Origin of the sequence: Pseudomonas sp. LFS074 (assembly GCF_047978165.1) — a bacterium.
Taxonomy (GTDB): Bacteria; Pseudomonadota; Gammaproteobacteria; order Pseudomonadales; family Pseudomonadaceae; genus Aquipseudomonas; species Aquipseudomonas putida_P.
This window is the reverse complement of record NZ_JBFPFV010000001.1, coordinates 1836140-1856197: the sequence shown is the minus strand read 5'-3', so window position 1 is coordinate 1856197 and position 20058 is coordinate 1836140. Positions and strand designations below refer to the sequence as shown.

The following is a 20058-nucleotide window of genomic DNA, read 5'->3' as shown; positions in this document are numbered from 1 at the left end:
AATCTCTCGCTCTAGCTCGTTGACCGCTCAGTTGAAGAAGCGCTGGCCGTTCTTGGCCATTTCACGCAGCTTGGCGGTCGGGTGGTACAGCGGCCCCAGATCGGCATACTGATCGGCCAGGGCGACGAATTCGGCAACACCGATCGAGTCGATGTAACGCAGCGCACCACCGCGGAAGGGAGGGAAACCAATGCCGTAGACCAGGCCCATATCGGCTTCGGCAGCGGTTTCGACGATGCCGTCCTCCAGGCAGCGCACGGTCTCCAGGCACAGCGGGACCATCATCCAGTTGATGATGTCTTCGTCGGTGACTTCACGCTGCTCGAACACGATCGGCTTGAGCACATCGAGCACGGTGGCGTCGAAGACCTTCTTCGGCTTGCCGCGCTTGTCGGTTTCGTAGGCGTAGAAGCCTTTACCATTCTTCTGGCCCAGGCGGTTGGCCTCGTACAGCGCATCGACGGCCGAGCGGCGCTCGTCCTTCATGCGGTCCGGGAAACCTTCGGCCATTACGTCGCGACCATGGTGGCCGGTGTCGATACCGACCACGTCCATCAGGTAGGCCGGGCCCATCGGCCAGCCGAACTTTTCCATTACCTTGTCGATGCGCACGAAGTCGACACCGGCACTGACCAGCTTGGCGAAGCCGCCGAAGTAAGGGAACAGCACGCGGTTGACCAAAAAGCCCGGGCAGTCGTTGACCACGATCGGGTTCTTGCCCATTTTCTTGGCGTAGGCCACGGTGGTGGCAACCGCCACTTCACTGGACTTCTCGCCACGAATCACTTCCACCAGCGGCATCATGTGCACCGGGTTGAAGAAGTGCATGCCGACGAAGTTTTCCGGGCGCTTGAGCGCCTTGGCCAGCAGGTTGATGGAAATGGTCGAAGTGTTGGAGGCGAGGATCGCATCGTCCTTCACCTGGCCTTCCACTTCCGCCAGTACCGCTTGCTTGACCTTCGGGTTCTCGACCACGGCCTCGACGACGATGTCGACATTGGCGAAATCGCCATAGGACAGGGTCGGGCGAATGGCGTTGAGTGCCTCGGCCATCTTGGCCGGGGTCAGGCGGCCCTTCTCGACGCGGTTGCCGAGCAGCTTGGAGGCCTCGTTCAGGCCCAGCTGGATGGCTTCCTCGCGGATGTCCTTCATCAGGATCGGGGTGCCCTTGACCGCCGACTGGTAGGCAATGCCGCCACCCATGATGCCGGCGCCGAGCACGGCGGCCTGCTTCACGTCATGGGCGATTTCGTCATGCGCCTTGGCCTTGCGCTTGAGCTCCTGGTCGTTGAGGAACAGGCCGATCAGGCTCTCGGCGACCGAAGTCTTGGCCAGCTTGGCAAAGCCTGCGGCTTCGACTTCCAGCGCTTTGTCGCGACCGAAGTTGGCGGCTTTCTGAATGGACTTGATGGCTTCGACCGGGGCTGGGTAGTTCGGCCCGGCCTGGCCGGCGACAAAGCCCTTGGCGGTCTCGAAGGCCATCATCTGCTCGATGGCGTTGAGCTTGAGTTTCTCCAGCTTTGGCTGGCGCTTGGCCTTGTAATCCAGCTCGCCACTGATGGCGCGCTTGATCAGGTCGAGAGCACCGGCCAGCAGCAGCTCAGGGGCGACCACGGCGTCAACGGCCCCCACTTTCAGGGCGTCCTCGGCACGGTTTTCCTTGCCGGCGGCGATCCACTCGATGGCGTTGTCCGAGCCGATCAGGCGTGGCAGACGCACGGTGCCGCCGAAGCCAGGGTAGATACCCAGCTTGACTTCTGGCAGGCCGATCTTGGCGCTGCTGGACATGACCCGGTAGTCGGCTGCCAGGCACATTTCCAGGCCGCCGCCCAGGGCGATGCCGTTGATGGCGGCAACGGTGGGCACTTCGAGGTCTTCGAAGGCGTTGAAGATGCGGTTGGCTTCCAGGTTGCCGGCGACCAGTTCGGCCTCGGGCAGCTTGAAGTTGTCGACGAACTCGGTGATGTCGGCGCCGACGATGAACACGTCCTTGCCACTGCTGACGATCACGCCCTTGACCGAGGCGTCGGCCTGGATGGCTTCGACGGCCTGGCGCAGCTCGTTCAGGGTCAGGCGGTTGAACTTGTTGACGGACTCACCCTTGAGGTCGAACTTGAGCTCGACGATGCCACTTTCAAGAGCCTTAACCGTGATGGCTTTACCTTCGTAAATCATCAACTGATCTCCACGATATGGAAGCTGAACTGTACACGCCGATCGCTGCAGCAAAAGCAGGCCTAGCTGCCCTGCCCCAGGCACACCCGTCAGCGCGCTAGTCGGAAGTATGGCTTGGCGTCATGACATACAAACGCTCAATTCATACGCCCGTTTGATTTGGGTGTGCACACATTCTCCGAAAAGATCGGCGTTGTCAAATGCTCACGAGCACGGGGAAAACGCGACTTTCCAGTCATTTTGTATCGGATGGGTACAAAACATGATGACAGTGATCGCCGAGCATTCATGTCAGCGATTGACCACACGCGCTGGCAGTGTGCTGCAACTTTCGGCTTGCGTGGCAAGCGCGGGCGGCTACACTGGCACTTGCTTGAATGAATACCCGGCCTGCCTGGCCTTTTCTGCGCAGCAGAACGCAAAGCGGCGACTTGGCACCCCACCCCTTCAGGGTTCTGCCAAGCCGCCGCTTTGTCGTTTGAGAACAGGTTTATCGCGCGTGACGCCTACCCTGCGGGAGCAAGGCAGGACTCAGGCCAGGGTTTCGAGGGCGTAGGCAACATCCTGCAATACAGCCGTATCGCCCCGTTCGGTCCAGTACAAGGCAATCATCCGCGCATCGGCCTCGACCTTGTAGACGCTCGCCGGCAGGCGCGCCAACGCCTCCATGAAGCGCGGGTCTTCGCAGGGTTCGCGCCACTGGTTCCACCACACCCCCGGGCTGACCTGCCAGAAGCTAAAGCTGTCCTCATGCCCACGGCGCCTGGCCCGGTGGTACTGCGGGCAAGGGCTTGGCGGCTCCTTTTCCAGCCAGTGCGGCCACTGCTGCGGCGCCAGTTGCATGGCCAGGCCCATGCGCCGCGCCTCCAGGCGCAGCTTCATCTGCTCGCTCTGCTTGCGCGAGCTGCGCAGCCAGGAAAGCGGGCTGAGAATCAGCGCAAGGATTGACACCACCAGCAATACCGTCATATCAGTACATCCCATAAAGCGTTGCAAATGAGCTGGTTAGCCATTTTTCACGGTAGACCCGCCCGAAAGCGACCATACTTCTTCTATCGCGATTGTCAGGAGTACCGCTCATGTCCTACGAACATCTTCTGGTTGCCGTCGACCTGACCGAAGAATGCGACCCGGTGATCAAGCGCGCCATGGCGCTGGCCGCGCCTTCGAACGCCAAGGTTTCGCTGGTGCACATCGTCGAGCCGATGGCCATGGCATTTGGCGGTGACGTGCCGATGGACCTGTCGCAACTGCAACAGCAGCAGTTCGACCAGGCCAAAGAGCGCATGGACCGCCTGTTCAATAAATACCCGGACATCAAGCGCGGCGACTCCCACTTGACCTACGGCCAACCGCGCCAGGAAATCCACCAGCTGGCCAAGGACCAGAACTGCGACCTGATCGTGGTCGGCAGCCATGGCCGTCATGGTCTGGCGCTGCTGCTGGGCTCCACGGCCAATGACGTGCTGCATGGCGCGCCGTGTGATGTGCTGGCGGTACGCCTGCTGAAGAAAGAATGACTTAACCAGATCTGGCCTCTTCGCGGGCTTGCCCGCAAGGAGGCCAGATCTGGCTGACGCCGATCAGCCTTCCAGCTCAGCCCAGCGCTCTACCAACGCATCCAGCTCACCTTGCAGCTTCTCGATGTTGGCCAGCACTGCCGAGGTTTCCGCGATCGGCCGCTGGTAGAAGCCCGCCGCATTCACTTCTTCCTGAGCCTCAGCCATGCGCTGTTCAACTTCGTCGATCTGCCCTGGCAGCATCTCCAGCTCACGCTGCAGCTTGTAGCTGAGTTTCTTTTTCGAAGCCTCTTCCACCACTGGTGCCGCAACGGGCGCGGGCTTGGCCTCGACCTTCTCCACAACCGCGCTGTTGAGTGCGGACTTGCCACCTTTGCTCTCGGTCACGCCCAGCAGTTTCGGCGAGCCGCCCTGACGAATCCAGTCCTCGTAACCACCCACATACTCACGCACCTTGCCCTCGCCTTCGAACACCAGGGTGCTGGTGACGACGTTGTCGAGGAAGGCCCGGTCGTGGCTGACCATCAGCACGGTGCCCTTGTAGTTGGACAGCACCTCTTCGAGCAGCTCGAGGGTTTCCACATCCAGATCGTTGGTCGGTTCGTCGAGTACCAGCAGGTTGGCCGGCTTGCTGAACAGCTTGGCCAGCAGCAGCCGCGCACGCTCACCACCCGACAGCGCCTTGACCGGCGTGCGCGCACGCTGGGGGCTGAACAGGAAATCGCCAAGGTAGCTCAGCACGTGGCGGTTCTGACCATCGATCTCGATGAAATCGCGGCCTTCGGCCAGGTTGTCGATCACGGTCTTTTCCAGGTCGAGCTGGTGGCGCATCTGGTCGAAATAGGCCACCTCAAGCTTGGTACCGCGCTCCACTTTGCCCGCGGTGGGCTCAAGGTCGCCCAGCATCATCTTGAGCAACGTGGTCTTGCCGGTACCATTCGCGCCCAGTAGACCGATACGATCCTGGCGTTGCAGGACCATGGAGAAATCCTTGACCAGCAGGGGACCGTCCTTGTGATGGAAGCTGACATTTTCCAGCACCATCACCTGCTTGCCGGATTTGTCCGCTGCTTCGATCTGGATGTTGGCCTTGCCCTGGCGCTCACGGCGCTCGCCACGCTCCACACGCAACGCCTTCAGTGCACGCACGCGGCCTTCGTTACGGGTACGCCGGGCCTTGATACCCTGGCGAATCCACACTTCTTCCTGGGCCAGGCGCTTGTCGAACAGCGCGTTGGCGGTTTCTTCGGCGGCCAATGCGGCCTCCTTGTGCACCAGGAAGCTGGCGTAGTCGCCGTTCCAGTCGATCAGGCCGCCGCGATCCAGCTCAAGGATACGGGTGGCCAGGTTCTGCAGGAAGGAACGGTCGTGGGTAATGAACAGCACCGCGCCGTTGAAGCCGCGCAGGGCCTCTTCAAGCCAGGCGATGGCGCCGATATCCAGGTGGTTGGTTGGCTCATCGAGCAGCAGCAGGTCGGGCTCGGACACCAGAGCCTGAGCCAGCAGCACACGGCGGCGCCAGCCACCGGACAACTCGGCCAGGGTCTTGTCGGCCGGCAGCTGCAAGCGGCTCAGGGTGCTTTCCACCACCTGCTGCAGGCGCCAGCCGTCACGGGCTTCCAGCTCGTGCTGAACGTGCATGAGTTTTTCCAGGTCTTCGTCGCCCTGGATGTTCATGCTCAGGTGATGGAACTGCGCCAGCAACTCGCCCACACCGTCCAGGCCAGCGGCAACCACGTCGAACACCGTGCGCTCGTCGGCCACCGGCAGCTCCTGAGGCAGCTCGCCGATCTTCAGGCCAGGGGCACGCCAGATTTCACCGTCATCGCCCTTCTGCTCGCCCTTGACCAGGCGCAGCATGCTCGACTTGCCGGTGCCGTTGCGGCCGATGATGCACACCCGCTCGCCACGAGCGATCTGCCAGGACACTTTGTCCAGCAGCGGCATGGCGCCGAATGCGAGGGACACATCGCTGAATTTGAGCAGGGTCATGTTGGTCTCCATAAATCGGGCGCGCATTCTACCTGACTTGGGCCTCGACGGCACCCGCCAGCCCCACCGGCGAGCGACAGGTGACATCTGGTCGTACTTAATATCCCGATACAAGCACAGTGCTTTCACCCGCCGCCGGCAAACGGCTAAGCTAAGGCAATAGCTTTCAACAGTGCTGGCTCCGCCGTCACTTCCCCATGGTTCAACTGCCCGGACGTATCATGCGCAGCCGCCTGTTACATATTGCATCCTGCCTGCTGCTTACCGCCGCCACCTGCGCGGCGCAGGCCACCGACCTGACCCTGCAACGCCAGTATTATGACGAGGCCAAGCGTGCGCTGGCCAAAGGCGACAAAGGCCCATACCTGCGCTATGCCCAGGCCCTGAGCGACTACCCGCTGACGCCCTACCTGGCCTACGACGAGCTCACCGCCCGCCTGAAAAGCGCCAGCAACCAGGAGATCGAAGGTTTTCTCGCCAAGCATGGCGACCTGCCCCAGGCCAACTGGATGAAGCTGCGTTGGTTGCGCTGGCTGGCCGAGCGCGGCGAGTGGGACACCTTCGTCAAGTACTACGACCCCAAGCTCAACTTCACCGAACTGGACTGCCTCAACGGCCAGTACCAGCTCAGCCACGGCCTGCGCGCCGAAGGCTACGCCACCGCCGATAAGCTGTGGAACGTCGGCAAGTCGCAACCCGCTGCCTGCGACACACTGTTCGGCATGTGGGCAGCCGAAGGCCAGCTGACCGAGGCCAAGCGCTGGGAACGCACCAAACTGGCGGCCCAAGCACGCAACTATGGCCTGGCTAACAACCTGGTCAAAACCCTGACTACCCTCGGCCCGCAGGGGAGCCTGCTGGTCGACGTGGCGCAGAAGCCCGAGCTGCTCAACCAGCCGTCACGCTTCACCCCGGTCAACGAAGCGATGTCCGACGTGGTCAGCCTCGGCCTTCGTCGCCTGGCCCGGCAGGACCCGGAGCGAGCCATGGCGCTACTCGACGACTACGCCCAGCGCATGCACTTCTCCCGCGACGAAAAGGTGGCCATCGCCCGCGAAATCGGCCTGACCCTGGCGCGTCGTTACGACCCGCGCGCGCTCGACCTCATGACCCGCTACGACCCCGAGCTGCGCGACAACACCGTCAGCGAATGGCGCCTGCGCCTGCTGCTGCGCCTGGGCCGCTGGGAAGACGCCTACGAGTTGACCAAACGCCTGCCCCAGGACCTGGCCAGCAGCAGCCGCTGGAAGTACTGGCAGGCTCGCAGCCTGGAGCTGGCACAGCCAAACAACCCGCAGATTCCACTGCTGTACAAGACCGTGGCGCGTGAACGCGACTTCTATGGTTTCCTGGCCGCCGACCGGGCACAGACGCCTTACCAACTGAACAACAAGCCACTGCCGCTGAGCCCGCAACTGGTCAAAAAGGTGCGCAATACGCCCGGCATTCAACGCGCACTGGAATTCCACGCCCGTGGCCAGATCGTCGAAGGCCGCCGCGAGTGGTACCACGTCAGCCGTCACTTCACCCGCGACGAAATGGTTGCCCAGGCACGCCTGGGCTATGAGCTGCGCTGGTATTTCCCGGCTATCCGTACCATCAGTCAGGCGCAGTACTGGGACGACCTGGACATCCGCTTCCCGATGGCCCACCGCGACACCCTGGTACGCGAGGCCAAAGTTCGCGGCCTGCATTCGAGCTGGGTATTCGCCATCACCCGCCAGGAAAGCGCCTTCATGGAAGACGCACGCTCACCGGTGGGCGCCAGCGGCCTGATGCAACTGATGCCGGCCACCGCCAAAGAGACCGCGCGCAAGTTCAGCATCCCGCTGGCATCACCCGCGCAAGTGCTGAACCCAGACAAGAACATCCAGCTGGGTGCGGCCTACCTGAGCCAGGTACACAGCCAATTCAACGGCAATCGAGTGCTGGCTTCGGCGGCCTACAACGCCGGCCCCGGGCGCGTGCGTCAGTGGCTCAAAGGCGCCAAGCACCTGAGTTTCGATGTATGGGTGGAGTCGATCCCGTTCGACGAAACACGCCAGTATGTGCAGAACGTGCTGTCGTATTCGGTGATCTACGGGCAGAAGCTGAATTCGCCACAGCCGCTGGTGGATTGGCATGAGCGGTATTTCGACGACATGTAAGGGTTGCAGAGCCTGTACAGCCCTTGCAGGAGCGGCCTGGTGTCGCGCCTACTAGGGCCAGTGCTGGCGCTGGCAACACGGCTATTCCAGAACCTCTACCTGCATCCCTACCTCTAACCGCCCACTGCCATCCACCGCCAGGTTTTGCCCGAACAGCACATCCCCCTCCTTCTCGCGAAAGGTTTTGAGCGTCGCCATCGGCTCACGGTCGGCACTGCGCTCCCCGGTAGCCGGATCGATGGTGGTGAAAATGCACCGCACACTGGGCTTGAGCACGCGAAATTCCAGGCTGCCTATACGAATTCGCTTCCAACCATCCTCGGCAAACGGCGCTGCCCCCTGCACCACCAGGTTGGGGCGAAAGCGCAGCATCTCCATGGGCCGGCCGATGCGCCGGTTGAGCTCGTCCAGCGAGCCCTGACCAATCAACAGCAACGGGAAGCCATCCGGAAACGCCGCCCGATCACTGTTGAAGCCATAACCATTGGGCAGGTAACGCGCACGCGGCTCCGGGCAATGCACCAGGCGTACGGCTTTACCCAGCAACTCGCTCAGCCAGGCCGCCGCGGCATCGCCGGCGTCCGGCACACGCAGGGTATCGCGCCAGATGGTCACGCCGCGCAGGGCGTCATCCGCAGGCGGCACAGGCACCTGCAACAGATCCTGCCCAGGGGCCTGTAGCAGCAACTGACCGCTGTCGTCTTCGCGCGCGTCGATCTGGCCAAGTTGTGGCCAGGCACGCTGGGTCAGGAAGCGTCCGTTTTCCTCCTCGACCACCATCCAGCGGCGGTCGCCTTGCACGCCCAGCAACCCCACGGCTGCGGTCTGCAGGCTTTGCGCCCGCCCCGACTTCACCGGGTATCGATACAACTCACTTAGAAACATCCCTGCTGCCTCGCGTCATGCCAAAAGCCAAGCTTATACTTGGCCGGCTCAACGTTCACGCAGTGGCGCTATCCAGCAACAGGCGTTGCTTGACCACGTCGACCAAGCGATCAGGCTGGAACTTGGAAAGGAAGTTGTCGCAGCCCACCTTCTTCACCATGGATTCGTTGAAGCTGCCCGACAGCGAGGTATGCAGCACCACATAAAGGGGCCGCAGGCGCGCATCGCTGCGGATCTCGGTGGTTAGCCGGTAGCCATCCATTTCCGGCATTTCGGCATCGGTAAACACCATCAGCAGCTTCTCGCACACGTCCTCGCCAGCATCCGCCCAGCCCTTGAGCATGCGCAGCGCCTTCAGACCATCACTGGCCACGTGCAGCTTCATGCCCAACTGGGACAAGGTATCGCGCAACTGCGCCAGGGCCACACTGGAGTCATCCACCAGCAACACCTCGCGGCCACGGGCCCGGGCCAGCACCGGGTCGGCGAGTTTATCGCCAGAGACCCGAGCGTTGTATGGCACGATTTCAGCCAGCACCTTCTCCACGTCGATCACTTCGACCAGTTTTTCGTCGACCTTGGTGATGGCGGTCAGATAATGCTGGCGGCCGGCGCTAGTCGGCGGCGGCATGATCGACTCCCAGTTCATGTTGACGATGCGGTCGACACCGCCCACCAGGAAAGCCTGCACCGAGCGGTTGTATTCGGTGACGATGATCGTGCTGTCCGGCCCCGGTTGCAGCGGGCGCATGCCAATCGCCTGGGACAGGTCGATCACCGGCAGGGTTTGCCCGCGCAGGTTCACCACACCGCAGACGAAGGCATGGCGCTGGGGCATCAGTGTGAGCTTGGGCAGTTGCAGCACTTCCTGCACCTTGAACACGTTGATCGCGAACAACTGGCGACCGGCCAGGCGAAACATCAGAATTTCCAGGCGGTTCTCACCCACCAATTGCGTGCGTTGGTCTACCGTGTCGAGAATGCCAGCCATTGGAAAGCCCCCAGGCTCAAGTCGAAAAAAGTGAAATCATCTACCCTGTATCGGCGGCTCCACACACACCTTGACCCCTGCGGGAAAATGCTGCGAAGGCAATTGATATCACCATGCCATCATGCTTTACTGCGGGCATCCAGCGCAAATCAAGGCTTCGGCAAAAGTTCCCCACCCTAGCCTCGCATCAGGGAAACCCTTAGCAGCAATCGGGTGCAACCTGATGTTCGCGATATCCTTTAGCCATTAATGTGACGCCATTCTCATTGCATGAATGGAGTCAGGCTTTTGCTAGCTATCGTTTTGGCGTGCCCGCCCCCCGCGCCTCATCCACGCGCGGGGACCTGATGATGGACACTGCCTTATCGTTCGATGACGCCCTGCAGGGCTTCCTGCTGGATGCCCAAGTGCTGCTGACCCAGGCCCAGGAGTGCCTGCAGCATCTGGAGCTGATCGACAATGACCTGGACGCCTGTCGCTGCCTGGAAAACGCCCTCGACAGCCTCGCCCGACAGGCCACACGCCTGGGCCTGCGTGAAGTCGCCCACTACACCACTGCCCTGCAACAGTTGCTCGCCCCGGCCTGCCACGGTGCTTGCCTGCAACGTGCCGCCCTACCTGCGATAGGGGCCTGCCTGACCCTGCTGGCCTGGCAGCTGGAGCTGGTAGATACCCGGACCGGGCGGTTGAACCTGGACATCGGCGAGCAGCTGGTGCTACTGGGCGAGTTGGCCAAGGTCGTGCAACAGCCCTTTGCGCCAGCCTGCGCATTTTGCAATGAGCAAGGCAGCGAGTGCATTCACCCGCACAGCCACATGGCAGCCGGCACGCACCCCAGCCGCTCTACCTCCACGTATTGACTTTGCATGAAGTGCAACTAAGGCTGCTTGTTCAAGTACCACCATGGTCGAACTTGAAAAGTGCTTCAAGTTTTTCAGTGTCACGTTGAAACTTGACCGCGCTAGTTGCAGCACAAGTGCACAGTGAGTGACTAAAGGGTGGCACTTTGCTACCCGAAACTGCCCGACCAGCAGGCGTTTCAAAGCGTTACCCAGCCGCGACCGATGCAATGCGAAGTGGTAATATGCGCCCCCACAAACGCTTGCTACCGGAAGCAAGGTTGCAAGATCACGTGTTTAAAAAAATATCGAAAGTACTGCGCCAAAGCCTCTGACCAGCATTGTGCAAGGCCTCCATCAGCAAGACTTCAGTGGCTTCCCTATCTATGTTCCCACGCTTGAAGACTTCTCTGCGTTGCTGCCCCCGCGCTGCCCTGCTGCGTTGGACGACGGTCGGGCTGTGCGTGGCCTCGCTGCTTGCCAACCTGGCGCTGTACCTGACCCATCAGGCAATCCCGCCCAGCCTGCTGATGCTGCAGCTGGTCGCCACGCTGGGCGCCGCTGTGCAACTGGGCCTGGGCGCCAGGTCGATCAGCCTGCGTCCGGCCGAGCTGGCCGAGCGCATGCTCAAGGTGCAGGAAGATGAGCGTCAGCACCTGGGCCGGGAACTGCACGACGACATCGGCCAACTGCTCACCGCCGCCAAGCTGCAATTGCAGTGGTTGCAGCGGCGCATGCCCGACGAGTTGCAGAACCACTGCGACGCCCTGCGCAGCACGCTGGATGACACCTTGGGCAACGTCCGGGATGTATCTGCCCTGCTCAACCCGCGGCAGTTGGCCAGCCTGGGCCTGGAAGCCAGCCTGCGTGCGCACCTGGTACGTACCTTGGCCAGCAGCGGGGTGCACTGGAGCCTGGCGTGCAACCAGCGACTGGGCGGCATCGACGAGACGGTAGCCATGGCAGTGTTCCGTATCACCCAGGAGGCGGTGACCAACATGCTGCGTCACGCCCAGGCGCACAACCTGGTCATTCGCCTGCAGCGCACTCCAGAGGGGCTTACTTTGTCGATCCACGACGATGGCTGTGGTTTCGTACCCGCCCGCCACCCGGCCGAGGCCGGCCAGCGCGGCCTGGCCGGCATGCAGGAGCGGGTAACCGCGCTGCAGGGTAGGCTCGACATTACCAGCCAACTTGGCCTGGGCACGCAGATCGAGGCGATGTTCCCGTGGCCTCCGCGCACCCAGCAGCGCGCCAGGAGTACGCCCGCCCATGACCTGTAGGCTGCTGCTGGTAGACGACCACTCATTGATCCGCGCCGGGGTACGTGCGTTGGTCTGCGATATCCCCGGCTATGATGTGATCGGCGAAGCCGATGATGGCAGCCAGTTGCTCGAACAGGTTCGCACACTGGCCCCAGACATCGTCCTGCTGGACATCTCGATGCGTTCGACCAGCGGCCTGGACGCTCTCACCCAGCTGCGGGCCAGCGGCAGCACGTGCAAGGTGCTGATCCTGTCGATGCACACCGACCCGGACCTGATCATGCGGGCCCTGGAAAGCGGCGCCCACGGCTATCTGCTCAAGGACACCAGCGCCACCGAGCTGGAACAGGCCCTGAGCGCCGTGCGCAACGGCGAGCGTTACCTCAGCCCGGCCATTGCCCACACCGTCATCAACCAGGCGCTGCGCCACACCAAGCAAGGCAAGCAAAGCGCTGGCGAGCGGCACAACCTGACGGCACGGCAACTGGAGATTCTGCGCCTGATCGTGCGCGGCAAGTCCACCCGGGAAATTGCTACAGGCCTGGGCCTGTCGATCAAGACCATTGAAACCCACCGTTCGCAAATCATGAAGCGCCTGCAAATTCACGACGTAGCGGGCCTGGTGCTGTTCGCCGTGCGCGAGAAAATCATCAGCCTGGACGACTGAGCAATGGCGACCCGGCCGGCAGGTGCAGGCGCAACGCCGCAGGCCTGGCCTGAAAGCGCAGGTTGGCAGCCTGCAAGGGCTCGCCATCGAGGTTGATGTCCAGCCCTTGCGCGCTCTTGATCTCGACCCACGGCAACCTGGCCCGAATGAACAGGCCGTCACCGGCCAACAAGTCACGTAGCGCCCCTACCACTTCCTGTGGCGCAGGCAGGATGGCGATATCAAGCAGACCGTCGTTGATGATGGCCTCAGGGCATAGCACCTGCCCGCCCCCCGCCTGACGGCCATTGCCGATACCCAGCGCCAATAAGTCCCCTTGCCAGTGGAAGTCCGGGCCCTGCAACTCCACCGAAGCCGCCTGCAGCTCACTGAAGCGCGACAACCCGGTGAACAGGTAGGCGGCAGCGCCCAACACCTTCTTGAGGTCTTCCGAGGTATTGGCGGTGACCTGGCTGCCAAAGCCGCCAGTGGCCATGTTGAGGAACAGCTGGTCACCAGCCTGCCCCAGGTCTATGGGTTGTGGCGCGACATTCAACAAAGCCAGCGCCGAGGCTGGCACCTGGGGGATGCCAGCGGCCTTGGCAAAATCGTTGGCCGTACCCAATGGCAACAAGGCCAGGCTGGCGCTGGTGGCGGCCAACCCCATGGCCTCGGCCACATCGCGTAATGTGCCATCACCGCCACCGGCGACGATATGGCTGTAACCCGCAGCCAGTGCTTCAGCGACCAACCGCTGGGCGTCGCCCGCTTCCCAAGTGACTCGTACATCCAGCACCCAGCCACTATCGCGCAGCTCGCGCACGGCGCTGCGGACCTCTTCGTTCATCGCCTGCTTGCCGTGCAGCACCAGCATTGCCTTGCGCCCTTGCATGTGCGCGTCTCCGTAAAATGGGCCAACCCAGATCTCGACCACTGGCACGCCCGGATCGTTGCATACCCTGGCAAAGAATCGTGCAGGCCGGTCATTTTTCCCACGCCTGGGAATGCCCGGCTATGCTCAGCAGATACACCTTTTGCCATGGACGCGCCCGGCAGTGGCTCCCCCACTGCTGCCAATGGGCGCGTTTTGCTATCTGCAACCTTTCACGAGGATTCCGGGTAATGCGCATTCTCTGGACACTGCCTTACTTGCCCTGGCCGACCACCAGCGGCTGCAAGACCCGGCAATACCACTTGCTGCGCGCACTGGCTCAACGCGGCCACCGGATCACCCTGCTGGTGCAGTCGAAAATCCCCCTCAGCGATGGCGCTCGTGATGCCCTGGAACCACTGCTCGAACGCCTGATCGTTTTGCCCCGCCGCCCGCTGCACAGCCCGCTGAACCTGCTGGCTTCACCCATCATCGACTACCCCATGCGAGCCATCATCAATGGCCTTTCCTCTTGCCTGCGGCACCGCTTCGAGCAGTTGCTGGACGAGCCCTGGGACGTCATCCAGATCGAGCACAGCTACAGCTTCCAGCCGTTCGAAAAAGCCCTGCAGGCCCGAGGGCTGCCCTACATGCTCAGCGAGCACACCTTGGAGTCGGTTATGGGCGGCGCTTGCCACGACCGCCTGCCGCTGTGGCTACGCCCGCTCAACGCCTTCGACCGCTGGCGCTATCGGCGCTGGGAACATCGCGTACTGCGCCAGCCCACCGAGCTGGTGGCGGTCAGCACCCACGATGCCGAACTGATTGGCCAGATCAGCGGGCGCCCAGTGAACGTGGTGGTCAATGGTGTGGATTGTGATTTTTACCAGCAGGTACAACCTGCGCTGCACAGCCAACGCCTGTTGTTCGTCGGCAACTTCGAATATGGCGCCAACCTGGAGGCCATCGAATGGGCGCTGGAAGACATCATGCCGCAGGTATGGATGAGCAACCCAGCGGTGCGCCTGGCAATTGCCGGGCATGCAATGCCCGCCAACTGGAAATTGCACTGGAACGACCCGCGCATCGAGTGGTTGGGCTACCGACCCGACCTGCGTGAACTGCAGCGGCGCTCCGCGCTGTTTTTCGCGCCACTGCGCTATGCCGGTGGCTCGAAGGTGAAAATCCTCGAAGCGATGGCCGCCGGCCTGCCAGTAATCACCACCGGCAAGGGCGTTTCAGGCCTGAGCGCGAACAATGGCGAGCATTACCTGGGCAGCGACGACGGTGACCAACTGGCGCTGCTGATCACCCAGCTGCTCAACCAGCCCTGGCGCATGAGCCAGTTGAGCGCGGCCGGGCGCCAGTTCGCCCGCCAGCGCCACGACTGGAGCGTGGCCGCCCAGCAACTGGAGAATGTGCACATGCGCCTGACCCAGGTGGCCCCGGCCGAGGCCGCGCCGCTGGCCAATGCCTGGCTGGGTCGCTCAGCCAAGTAACTCGCTGAAGGGGATGAACGGCACGCTGTCACCGCGCTTTGGCGTGCTGCCCTCACGCACCTCTACCAAGCCCTCGGCCCAGGCCGCGCTACGCAGCACACCCGAGCTCTGGTTCTTGTAGATGCGCACCTGGCCCTGCTCGATGCGCGCACGCAGGTATTCGCGGCGCGTCCCAGGCTTGGGCCAGTCAAAGCCCGCTGGCATATCGAAGCGCAATGGCGTGACGTCGGCCACACCCTGGCGGCGCAGCAGGTAGGGCCGGGTCAGCAGGCCAAAGGTGACCAGCGTCGAGGCCGGGTTACCTGGCAGGCCGATCACCGGCACGCCCTGGAAGTGGCCAAACGTCAGCGGCTTGCCCGGCTTGATCGCCAGCTTCCACAGCGCCAGCTCGCCAGCTTCGCGCAGGGCAGCACCAAGGTAGTCGGCCTCGCCCACCGAGACACCGCCGGTGGACAGGATCAGGTCTACGCCCCCCAGCTCGGCCAGGCAGGTGCGGGTACGGGCCAGGTCATCTGGCAGGATGCCGGCGTCGACCACTTCGCAGCCCAGTCGCTGCAGCCAGCTGACCAGCAACCTGCGGTTGCTGTTGTAGATTTGCCCAGGCCCCAGCGGTAGGCCGGGCTCGACCAGTTCGTCGCCGGTAGACAGCACCGCCACTTTCACCTTGCGCACTAGATCCAGGCGGCCATACCCCAGGGTCGCCGCCAGGCCCAGCTCGATCGGCCCGAGGCGGGTACCGGCGCTCATTACCTGTTCGCCCTTGCGGGTTTCCTGGCCCTGAGGGCGTATGTTCTGTTCGGTTTGCAACGCTTCGAGAAAACGCACCCGGCCATCTTCGAGCACTTCGGTGTTTTCCTGCATCTCGACGCAGTCGGCCCCTTCCGGCACCGGTGCACCGGTGAAGATCCGCGCGCAGGTGCCCGGTTGCAGCGGCTGTGGCGCATGGCCGGCGAAAATACGCTGGCTGACCGGCAGCGGCTGGCCCTGCCAGTCGGCTTTACGCAAGGCATAACCGTCCATGGCGCTGTTCGGCCAGGGCGGCAGGTCGAGCGACGCCACCAGGTCGGTGGCCAACACACGGCCTTCGGCTTCGGCCAGCGGCAAGTTCTCGGTGTCGCGGATCGGTGCCGCCTCGGCCAATGCCAGCAGCTGCTCCAGGGCCTGTTCCACCGGCATCAGCGGCCGGGCCTGGCTGAGCTCAGCCACGGCTGTCACAGGCCGCTGCCTGCTTCAGATGCGCCACGAAGTTGCACGGGCGATGACGGGCATCGAGCTGCTCGGCAAGGATGCCATCCCAGCCGGTGCGCACCGCATTGGTCGAGCCCGGCAGACAGCACACCAGGGTGCCGTTGGCCAGCCCGGCCAACGCACGCGACTGCACGGTGGAGGTGCCAATGTCGGCCACGGAGATCTGCCGGAACAGCTCGCCAAAGCCGTCCACCTGCTTGTCCAACAGGCAGGCCACCGCCTCGGGGGTGCTGTCGCGGCCGGTAAAACCGGTCCCCCCGGTAATCAACACCACTTGCACGCTGTCGTCGGCGATCCAGGTGGCGACCTGGGCGCGGATCTTGTACAGGTCGTCCTTGAGCAGCACGCGCTCGGCCAGGCGATGGCCGGCGGCGCTCAGGCGGTCGACGAACATTTGCCCAGAGCTGTCGGTTTCGAAGGTACGGGTGTCGCTGACCGTGAGCACGGCGATGTTCAACGCCACGAAGGGGGTATCTGCCTTGGCTTTCATGGGGGTCCGTCACAACAAGATGAGATGGCCGCAGTTATATCACAGCGCACCTTTTCCGGCGTTGCGCCCATCGCCCTTGCCCTGGGTCAAGGGGACGAAATCGTCGCTATGCTGCACTGGGAGTGAACTTGCACTAACGTCCTGCGTCATAAATGTCATCTAGCACCATCGCACTTGGAGAAACACGATGATCAAACGGACCCTCCCCGCCTTCCTGCTCGCCCTGGGCCTGGGCGCCCTCGCCGGCTGTGCATCGCCGACTGTCATTACCCTTAACGATGGTCGCGAAATCCAGGCCACCGACACGCCGAAGTTCGACGAAGACTCCGGTTTCTACGAATTCGAGCAGCTGGACGGCAAGCGCACGCGCCTGAACAAGGACCAGATCCGCACCGTCAAAGAGCTCTGATCAAGCCCCCGTTTTGGCAATGGCCCTTTAAACAACAAGGGCTTGCTGGCGAAAACGGGATACAGTAGGATTTTGTTCATCGGAGTGTAGCGCAGCCAGGTAGCGCGTCTCGTTCGGGACGAGAAGGCCGCAGGTTCGAATCCTGTCTCTCCGACCAGGTTCTGCTAAAAAAGCCCGCCTTGCGCGGGCTTTTTGTTGTGCGCGAGAACGACGTCAGTGCGCGGCTTGGGCTTCAGCTTCTACGGGCATATGCAACAACTGCAAGCGCTCGCTGCTCCACGCGCGGGTCTGGTTGGTCAGCGCCAGGTCGTTGTTCAGCTTCTGGCCGTAGCTCGGCACGATTTCCTTGAGCCTGGCCTGCCAGGCAGGCGACTGGATGCGGTCCTTGAAGGTCTTTTCCAGCACGGTCAGCATGATCGGCGCGGCGGTCGAGGCGCCAGGCGAAGCGCCCAACAGCGCGGCGATACTGCCGTCCTGCGCCGCCACCACTTCGGTACCGAACTGCAGCACACCACCCAGTACCGGGTCCTTCTTGATCACCTGCACCCGCTGGCCAGCCTGCAGCAGCTTCCAGTCTTCGTTCTTGGCGTTGGGGAAGTACTCGCGCAGCGCGTTCATGCGGTCATCGAAGCTGAGCATCAATTGCCCCATCAGGTAGGTGCTGAGGTCGATGTTGTCGATACCGGCATTGAGCATGGGCAACACGTTGTGGCTGTTCAGCGAGGCGAACATGTCCAGCAGCGAACCGTGCTTGAGGTACTTGGTGGAGAACGTGGCGAACGGGCCGAACAACAGCACCTGTTTGCCATCGATCATCCGCGTGTCCAGGTGCGGCACCGACATGGGTGGAGCGCCAACCGAAGCCTTGCCGTACAGTTTGGCCTGGTGACGCGCGACCAGGTCAGGGTTATCGGTCATCAGGAACTGGCCCCCCACCGGGAAGCCCGCATAGCCTTCGGCCTCGGGGATGCCCGACTTCTGCAACAACTTCAGTGCGCCGCCACCGGCACCAATGAAGACGAAGCGGGCATTGACAGCCTTCTCCTTGCCGCCGTTGGCCAGGTCGGCCACGACTACATGCCAGGTGCCATCGTCGTTACGTACGATGTCACGCACTTCATGACGCACATTCAGCGACACGTTGGGGTTGCGAGTCATTGCAGCGAACAGCTGGCGGGTGATTTCGCCGAAGTTCACGTCGGTGCCGATGGCCATGCGCGTGGCGGCGATCTTCTGCCCCGGGTCACGGCCTTCCATGACCAGCGGCGCCCATTGGCGAATCTGCTCGTGGTCCTCGGAGATTTCCATGCCGCGGAATAGCGAGCTGTGTTGCAGGGCATCGACGCGCTTGTGCAAGAAGGCAATGTTCTCGTCTCCCCAGACGAAACTCATGTGCGGCACATTGTTGATGAACGATCTTGGGTTGTTCAGCACGCCCTGCTCGACCTGGTAGGCCCAGAACTGCTTGGACACCTCGAACTGCTCGTTCACCCCCACGGCCTTGCTGATGTCGATGCTGCCATCCTTGCCGACGCTGGTGTAGTTCAGCTCGCAGAATGCAGAGTGACCGGTGCCGGCGTTGTTCCAGGCGTTGGAGCTTTCTTCGGCGACCTGGTCCATGCGCTCGTAGACGTCGACCTTCCAGGACGGTTCCAGCTCGGTGAGGTAAGTGCCCAGGCTGGCACTCATGATGCCGCCACCGATCAACAGCACGTCGACGGTTTTCTCAGGTTCGGCAGGTTTGGAGCAGCCGATGACGCCCAGGCAGAGGAACGTCAGCAGAAATTTCTTCATTGATGTTATCCAGTTGTTGTGTGCACGCGCGCCGCTTGGAGCAGGGAATGTGCCAACTGGGGTTGGGCTAACAAATATGGGGTAAAACGAAGGGTCGCATGGCGGCAACCCGCCACAGGGCAATGGTTTTAGCGGTCTGGTGGCGGATTTCCCCCAGGGGCCGAGTGACGGCCCCTTTTCAAGGTCAGGCGCTCAGGCGCGAGGTGACTTCGCCCAGTTGCCCCGACAAACCATGCAGGCGATGCCCCGCCTGCTCGGTATGGTGCACCGCTTCCTGGTTGGCCGTGGCAATGCGGGTAATCTCGATCAGGTTGCGCGAGATATCGTCGGCTACGCTGGTCTGCTCTTCAGCTGCCGTGGCGATCTGCCGGTTCATGTCGCGTATCGCCTCCACAGCCTGGGTGATACGTTGCAGCATCTGCCCGGCCTGCTCGACCTGTTCAGCCCCTTCCTGGCTTCGCTGCTGGCCGCTTTCGATGGCCTTCACCGCCTCCACCGCCCCAGACTGTACCGCTTCGATGATCTGGTTGATTTCGGCAATCGACGCCGCCGTGCGCTGGGCCAGGCTGCGCACCTCATCGGCGACCACCGCAAAGCCGCGCCCGGCTTCACCAGCACGGGCCGCCTCGATGGCCGCGTTGAGCGCCAGCAGGTTGGTTTGCTCGGCAATGCCACGAATCACTTCCAGCACTTTGCCAATGCGCGTGCTGTCATGCTCCAGATCGCGGATCACCGACGCCGTGCCAGCGATTTCACGGTTGACCACACCGATGATGTCGATGGTCTGCTGCATCACCTGCTCGCCCGCCTGGGCGCTGTGGTCGGCGTCATCCGCTGCACGGGCTGCCTCGGCGGCGTGGCGAGCCACCTCCTGTGCGGTGGCGGACATCTCGTGCATGGCCGTCGCCACCTGGTCGGTACGCTGGAACTGGTCATGAGTACCGCGAGCCATGTCGCCGGCAATACTGCGCAACTGGCCACTGGCGCCTTCCAGCTCCTGCGCGTTGTCCTGCAACCGGCCAACCGTGTCGGCCAGGAAATCGCGCAGGGTGTTGGCCGCCCGCGCCAGCCGCCCCAGTTCGTCCTCACGGCGGCTGTCGACCCGGGCGGCAAAGCGGCCTTGGCTGAGTTGCGCAACATACTCGATCAACTGGCGGATCGGCTCGATCAGGCTGCGATTGACCAACCACAGGCTAAGCAGCCCCACCAGCACCGCAGAAGCCAGCATCACCAGCAGGCCCAGCCATACCGTGCGCTCGGCGCTGGCGCTGATGCTCATCGCACGCT

17 protein-coding genes, 1 tRNA gene and 1 pseudogene are annotated in these 20058 nt (G+C 62.7%); 8 read left to right on the top strand and 11 right to left on the bottom strand.

Going from position 1 to position 20058, the window contains the following annotated elements:
* Window positions 1-27: 27 nt before the first annotated feature.
* Both fadB and ACNQP3_RS08525 read right to left on the bottom strand, forming a co-directional pair.
* On the bottom strand, window positions 28-2175 hold the full coding sequence (gene fadB, locus ACNQP3_RS08530) for a fatty acid oxidation complex subunit alpha FadB (protein ID WP_060515337.1): 2148 nt from the start codon (window positions 2173-2175) through the stop codon (window positions 28-30).
* Window positions 2176-2706: 531 nt separating this feature from the next.
* Window positions 2707-3144 carry a hypothetical protein gene (locus ACNQP3_RS08525; protein WP_012271341.1) on the bottom strand — a complete coding sequence of 146 codons (438 nt, stop codon included), beginning with the start codon at window positions 3142-3144 and terminating at the stop codon, window positions 2707-2709.
* A gap of 110 nt (window positions 3145-3254) precedes the next feature.
* On the opposite strand from ACNQP3_RS08525, the gene ACNQP3_RS08520 reads away from it, so the two are divergent.
* Entirely contained in the window at window positions 3255-3695 is a 441-nt protein-coding gene (locus ACNQP3_RS08520) for a universal stress protein (RefSeq protein ID WP_012271340.1), read from the top strand.
* 63 nt (window positions 3696-3758) lie between these two features.
* Here the strand turns inward: ACNQP3_RS08520 and ACNQP3_RS08515 are convergent, their stop codons facing one another.
* Window positions 3759-5687, bottom strand: a complete 1929-nt coding sequence (locus ACNQP3_RS08515) for an ATP-binding cassette domain-containing protein (RefSeq protein ID WP_012271339.1) — start codon at window positions 5685-5687, stop codon at window positions 3759-3761.
* A 221-nt stretch (window positions 5688-5908) separates the two neighbouring features.
* On the opposite strand from ACNQP3_RS08515, the gene ACNQP3_RS08510 reads away from it, so the two are divergent.
* A complete protein-coding gene (locus ACNQP3_RS08510; RefSeq protein WP_012271338.1) occupies window positions 5909-7834 on the top strand; it encodes a transglycosylase SLT domain-containing protein in 1926 nt (641 codons plus the stop codon).
* 81 nt (window positions 7835-7915) lie between these two features.
* Here the strand turns inward: ACNQP3_RS08510 and ACNQP3_RS08505 are convergent, their stop codons facing one another.
* Together ACNQP3_RS08505 and ACNQP3_RS08500 are read right to left on the bottom strand one after the other, a co-directional pair.
* Window positions 7916-8719 (bottom strand): MOSC domain-containing protein, encoded by an 804-nt coding sequence (locus ACNQP3_RS08505; RefSeq protein WP_012271337.1) that lies wholly within the window; start codon window positions 8717-8719, stop codon window positions 7916-7918.
* Between the two features lie 55 nt (window positions 8720-8774).
* A complete protein-coding gene (locus ACNQP3_RS08500) occupies window positions 8775-9710 on the bottom strand; it encodes a chemotaxis protein CheV (protein ID WP_012271336.1) in 936 nt (311 codons plus the stop codon).
* A gap of 350 nt (window positions 9711-10060) precedes the next feature.
* Here ACNQP3_RS08500 and ACNQP3_RS08495 point away from each other — a divergent pair, with 350 nt between their 5' ends.
* From ACNQP3_RS08495 to ACNQP3_RS08485, 3 genes are all read left to right on the top strand, one after another.
* Window positions 10061-10570: a hypothetical protein gene (locus ACNQP3_RS08495; RefSeq protein ID WP_041166667.1), complete on the top strand. Its 510-nt coding sequence runs from the start codon at window positions 10061-10063 to the stop codon at window positions 10568-10570.
* 365 nt (window positions 10571-10935) lie between these two features.
* Window positions 10936-11832 (top strand): sensor histidine kinase, encoded by an 897-nt coding sequence (locus ACNQP3_RS08490; protein WP_012271334.1) that lies wholly within the window; start codon window positions 10936-10938, stop codon window positions 11830-11832.
* Window positions 11822-12481, top strand: coding sequence for a response regulator (locus tag ACNQP3_RS08485; protein WP_012271333.1), 660 nt, complete (start codon window positions 11822-11824; stop codon window positions 12479-12481). Before ACNQP3_RS08490 ends, ACNQP3_RS08485 begins: the two co-directional genes overlap by 11 nt.
* On the opposite strand, the gene yegS is transcribed toward ACNQP3_RS08485, so the two are convergent.
* Window positions 12465-13352, bottom strand: coding sequence for a lipid kinase YegS (yegS, locus tag ACNQP3_RS08480; RefSeq protein ID WP_060494077.1), 888 nt, complete (start codon window positions 13350-13352; stop codon window positions 12465-12467). The two genes, ACNQP3_RS08485 and yegS, sit on opposite strands and share 17 nt — an antisense overlap.
* Before the next feature lie 230 nt (window positions 13353-13582).
* On the opposite strand from yegS, the gene ACNQP3_RS08475 reads away from it, so the two are divergent.
* Window positions 13583-14830 carry a glycosyltransferase family 4 protein gene (locus ACNQP3_RS08475; protein WP_012271331.1) on the top strand — a complete coding sequence of 416 codons (1248 nt, stop codon included), beginning with the start codon at window positions 13583-13585 and terminating at the stop codon, window positions 14828-14830.
* Here ACNQP3_RS08475 and glp read toward each other — a convergent pair.
* A complete protein-coding gene (glp, locus tag ACNQP3_RS08470) occupies window positions 14819-16045 on the bottom strand; it encodes a gephyrin-like molybdotransferase Glp (RefSeq protein WP_060494078.1) in 1227 nt (408 codons plus the stop codon). The genes ACNQP3_RS08475 and glp overlap by 12 nt on opposite strands.
* On the bottom strand, window positions 16029-16568 hold the full coding sequence (gene moaB, locus ACNQP3_RS08465; RefSeq protein ID WP_060515774.1) for a molybdenum cofactor biosynthesis protein B: 540 nt from the start codon (window positions 16566-16568) through the stop codon (window positions 16029-16031). The genes glp and moaB overlap by 17 nt, the downstream gene beginning before the upstream one ends.
* Before the next feature lie 187 nt (window positions 16569-16755).
* On the opposite strand from moaB, the gene ACNQP3_RS08460 reads away from it, so the two are divergent.
* The gene (locus tag ACNQP3_RS08460; protein ID WP_012271328.1) at window positions 16756-16977 is read left to right on the top strand and encodes a YgdI/YgdR family lipoprotein; all 222 of its coding nucleotides are present in this window, start codon (window positions 16756-16758) and stop codon (window positions 16975-16977) included.
* A gap of 80 nt (window positions 16978-17057) precedes the next feature.
* Window positions 17058-17134 (top strand) — tRNA-Pro (locus tag ACNQP3_RS08455).
* A gap of 56 nt (window positions 17135-17190) precedes the next feature.
* Here ACNQP3_RS08455 and mqo read toward each other — a convergent pair.
* From mqo to ACNQP3_RS08440, 3 genes and pseudogenes are all read right to left on the bottom strand, one after another.
* Window positions 17191-18771 carry a malate dehydrogenase (quinone) gene (gene mqo, locus ACNQP3_RS08450; RefSeq protein ID WP_069943105.1) on the bottom strand — a complete coding sequence of 527 codons (1581 nt, stop codon included), beginning with the start codon at window positions 18769-18771 and terminating at the stop codon, window positions 17191-17193.
* Window positions 18772-18955: 184 nt separating this feature from the next.
* Window positions 18956-19660, bottom strand: a complete 705-nt coding sequence (locus ACNQP3_RS08445; protein ID WP_375774421.1) for a methyl-accepting chemotaxis protein — start codon at window positions 19658-19660, stop codon at window positions 18956-18958.
* A 228-nt stretch (window positions 19661-19888) separates the two neighbouring features.
* Window positions 19889-19999: pseudogene (locus ACNQP3_RS08440) on the bottom strand (hypothetical protein); the annotation flags it as partial.
* Window positions 20000-20058: the final 59 nt, after the last annotated feature.

Excerpts from the sequence above, each read along its gene's own strand:
- fadB (WP_060515337.1), bottom strand. The coding sequence starts at position 2,175 with ATGATTTACGAAGGTAAAGCCATCACGGTTAAGGCTCTTGAAAGTGGC.
- ACNQP3_RS08525 (WP_012271341.1), bottom strand. The coding sequence starts at position 3,144 with ATGACGGTATTGCTGGTGGTGTCAATCCTTGCGCTGATTCTCAGCCCG.
- ACNQP3_RS08520 (WP_012271340.1), top strand. The coding sequence starts at position 3,255 with ATGTCCTACGAACATCTTCTGGTTGCCGTCGACCTGACCGAAGAATGC.
- ACNQP3_RS08515 (WP_012271339.1), bottom strand. The coding sequence starts at position 5,687 with ATGACCCTGCTCAAATTCAGCGATGTGTCCCTCGCATTCGGCGCCATG.
- ACNQP3_RS08510 (WP_012271338.1), top strand. The coding sequence starts at position 5,909 with ATGCGCAGCCGCCTGTTACATATTGCATCCTGCCTGCTGCTTACCGCC.
- ACNQP3_RS08505 (WP_012271337.1), bottom strand. The coding sequence starts at position 8,719 with ATGTTTCTAAGTGAGTTGTATCGATACCCGGTGAAGTCGGGGCGGGCG.
- ACNQP3_RS08500 (WP_012271336.1), bottom strand. The coding sequence starts at position 9,710 with ATGGCTGGCATTCTCGACACGGTAGACCAACGCACGCAATTGGTGGGT.
- ACNQP3_RS08495 (WP_041166667.1), top strand. The coding sequence starts at position 10,061 with ATGGACACTGCCTTATCGTTCGATGACGCCCTGCAGGGCTTCCTGCTG.
- ACNQP3_RS08490 (WP_012271334.1), top strand. The coding sequence starts at position 10,936 with ATGTTCCCACGCTTGAAGACTTCTCTGCGTTGCTGCCCCCGCGCTGCC.
- ACNQP3_RS08485 (WP_012271333.1), top strand. The coding sequence starts at position 11,822 with ATGACCTGTAGGCTGCTGCTGGTAGACGACCACTCATTGATCCGCGCC.
- yegS (WP_060494077.1), bottom strand. The coding sequence starts at position 13,352 with ATGCAAGGGCGCAAGGCAATGCTGGTGCTGCACGGCAAGCAGGCGATG.
- ACNQP3_RS08475 (WP_012271331.1), top strand. The coding sequence starts at position 13,583 with ATGCGCATTCTCTGGACACTGCCTTACTTGCCCTGGCCGACCACCAGC.
- moaB (WP_060515774.1), bottom strand. The coding sequence starts at position 16,568 with ATGAAAGCCAAGGCAGATACCCCCTTCGTGGCGTTGAACATCGCCGTG.
- ACNQP3_RS08460 (WP_012271328.1), top strand. The coding sequence starts at position 16,756 with ATGATCAAACGGACCCTCCCCGCCTTCCTGCTCGCCCTGGGCCTGGGC.
- mqo (WP_069943105.1), bottom strand. The coding sequence starts at position 18,771 with ATGAAGAAATTTCTGCTGACGTTCCTCTGCCTGGGCGTCATCGGCTGC.
- ACNQP3_RS08445 (WP_375774421.1), bottom strand. The coding sequence starts at position 19,660 with ATGTCCGCCACCGCACAGGAGGTGGCTCGCCACGCCGCCGAGGCAGCC.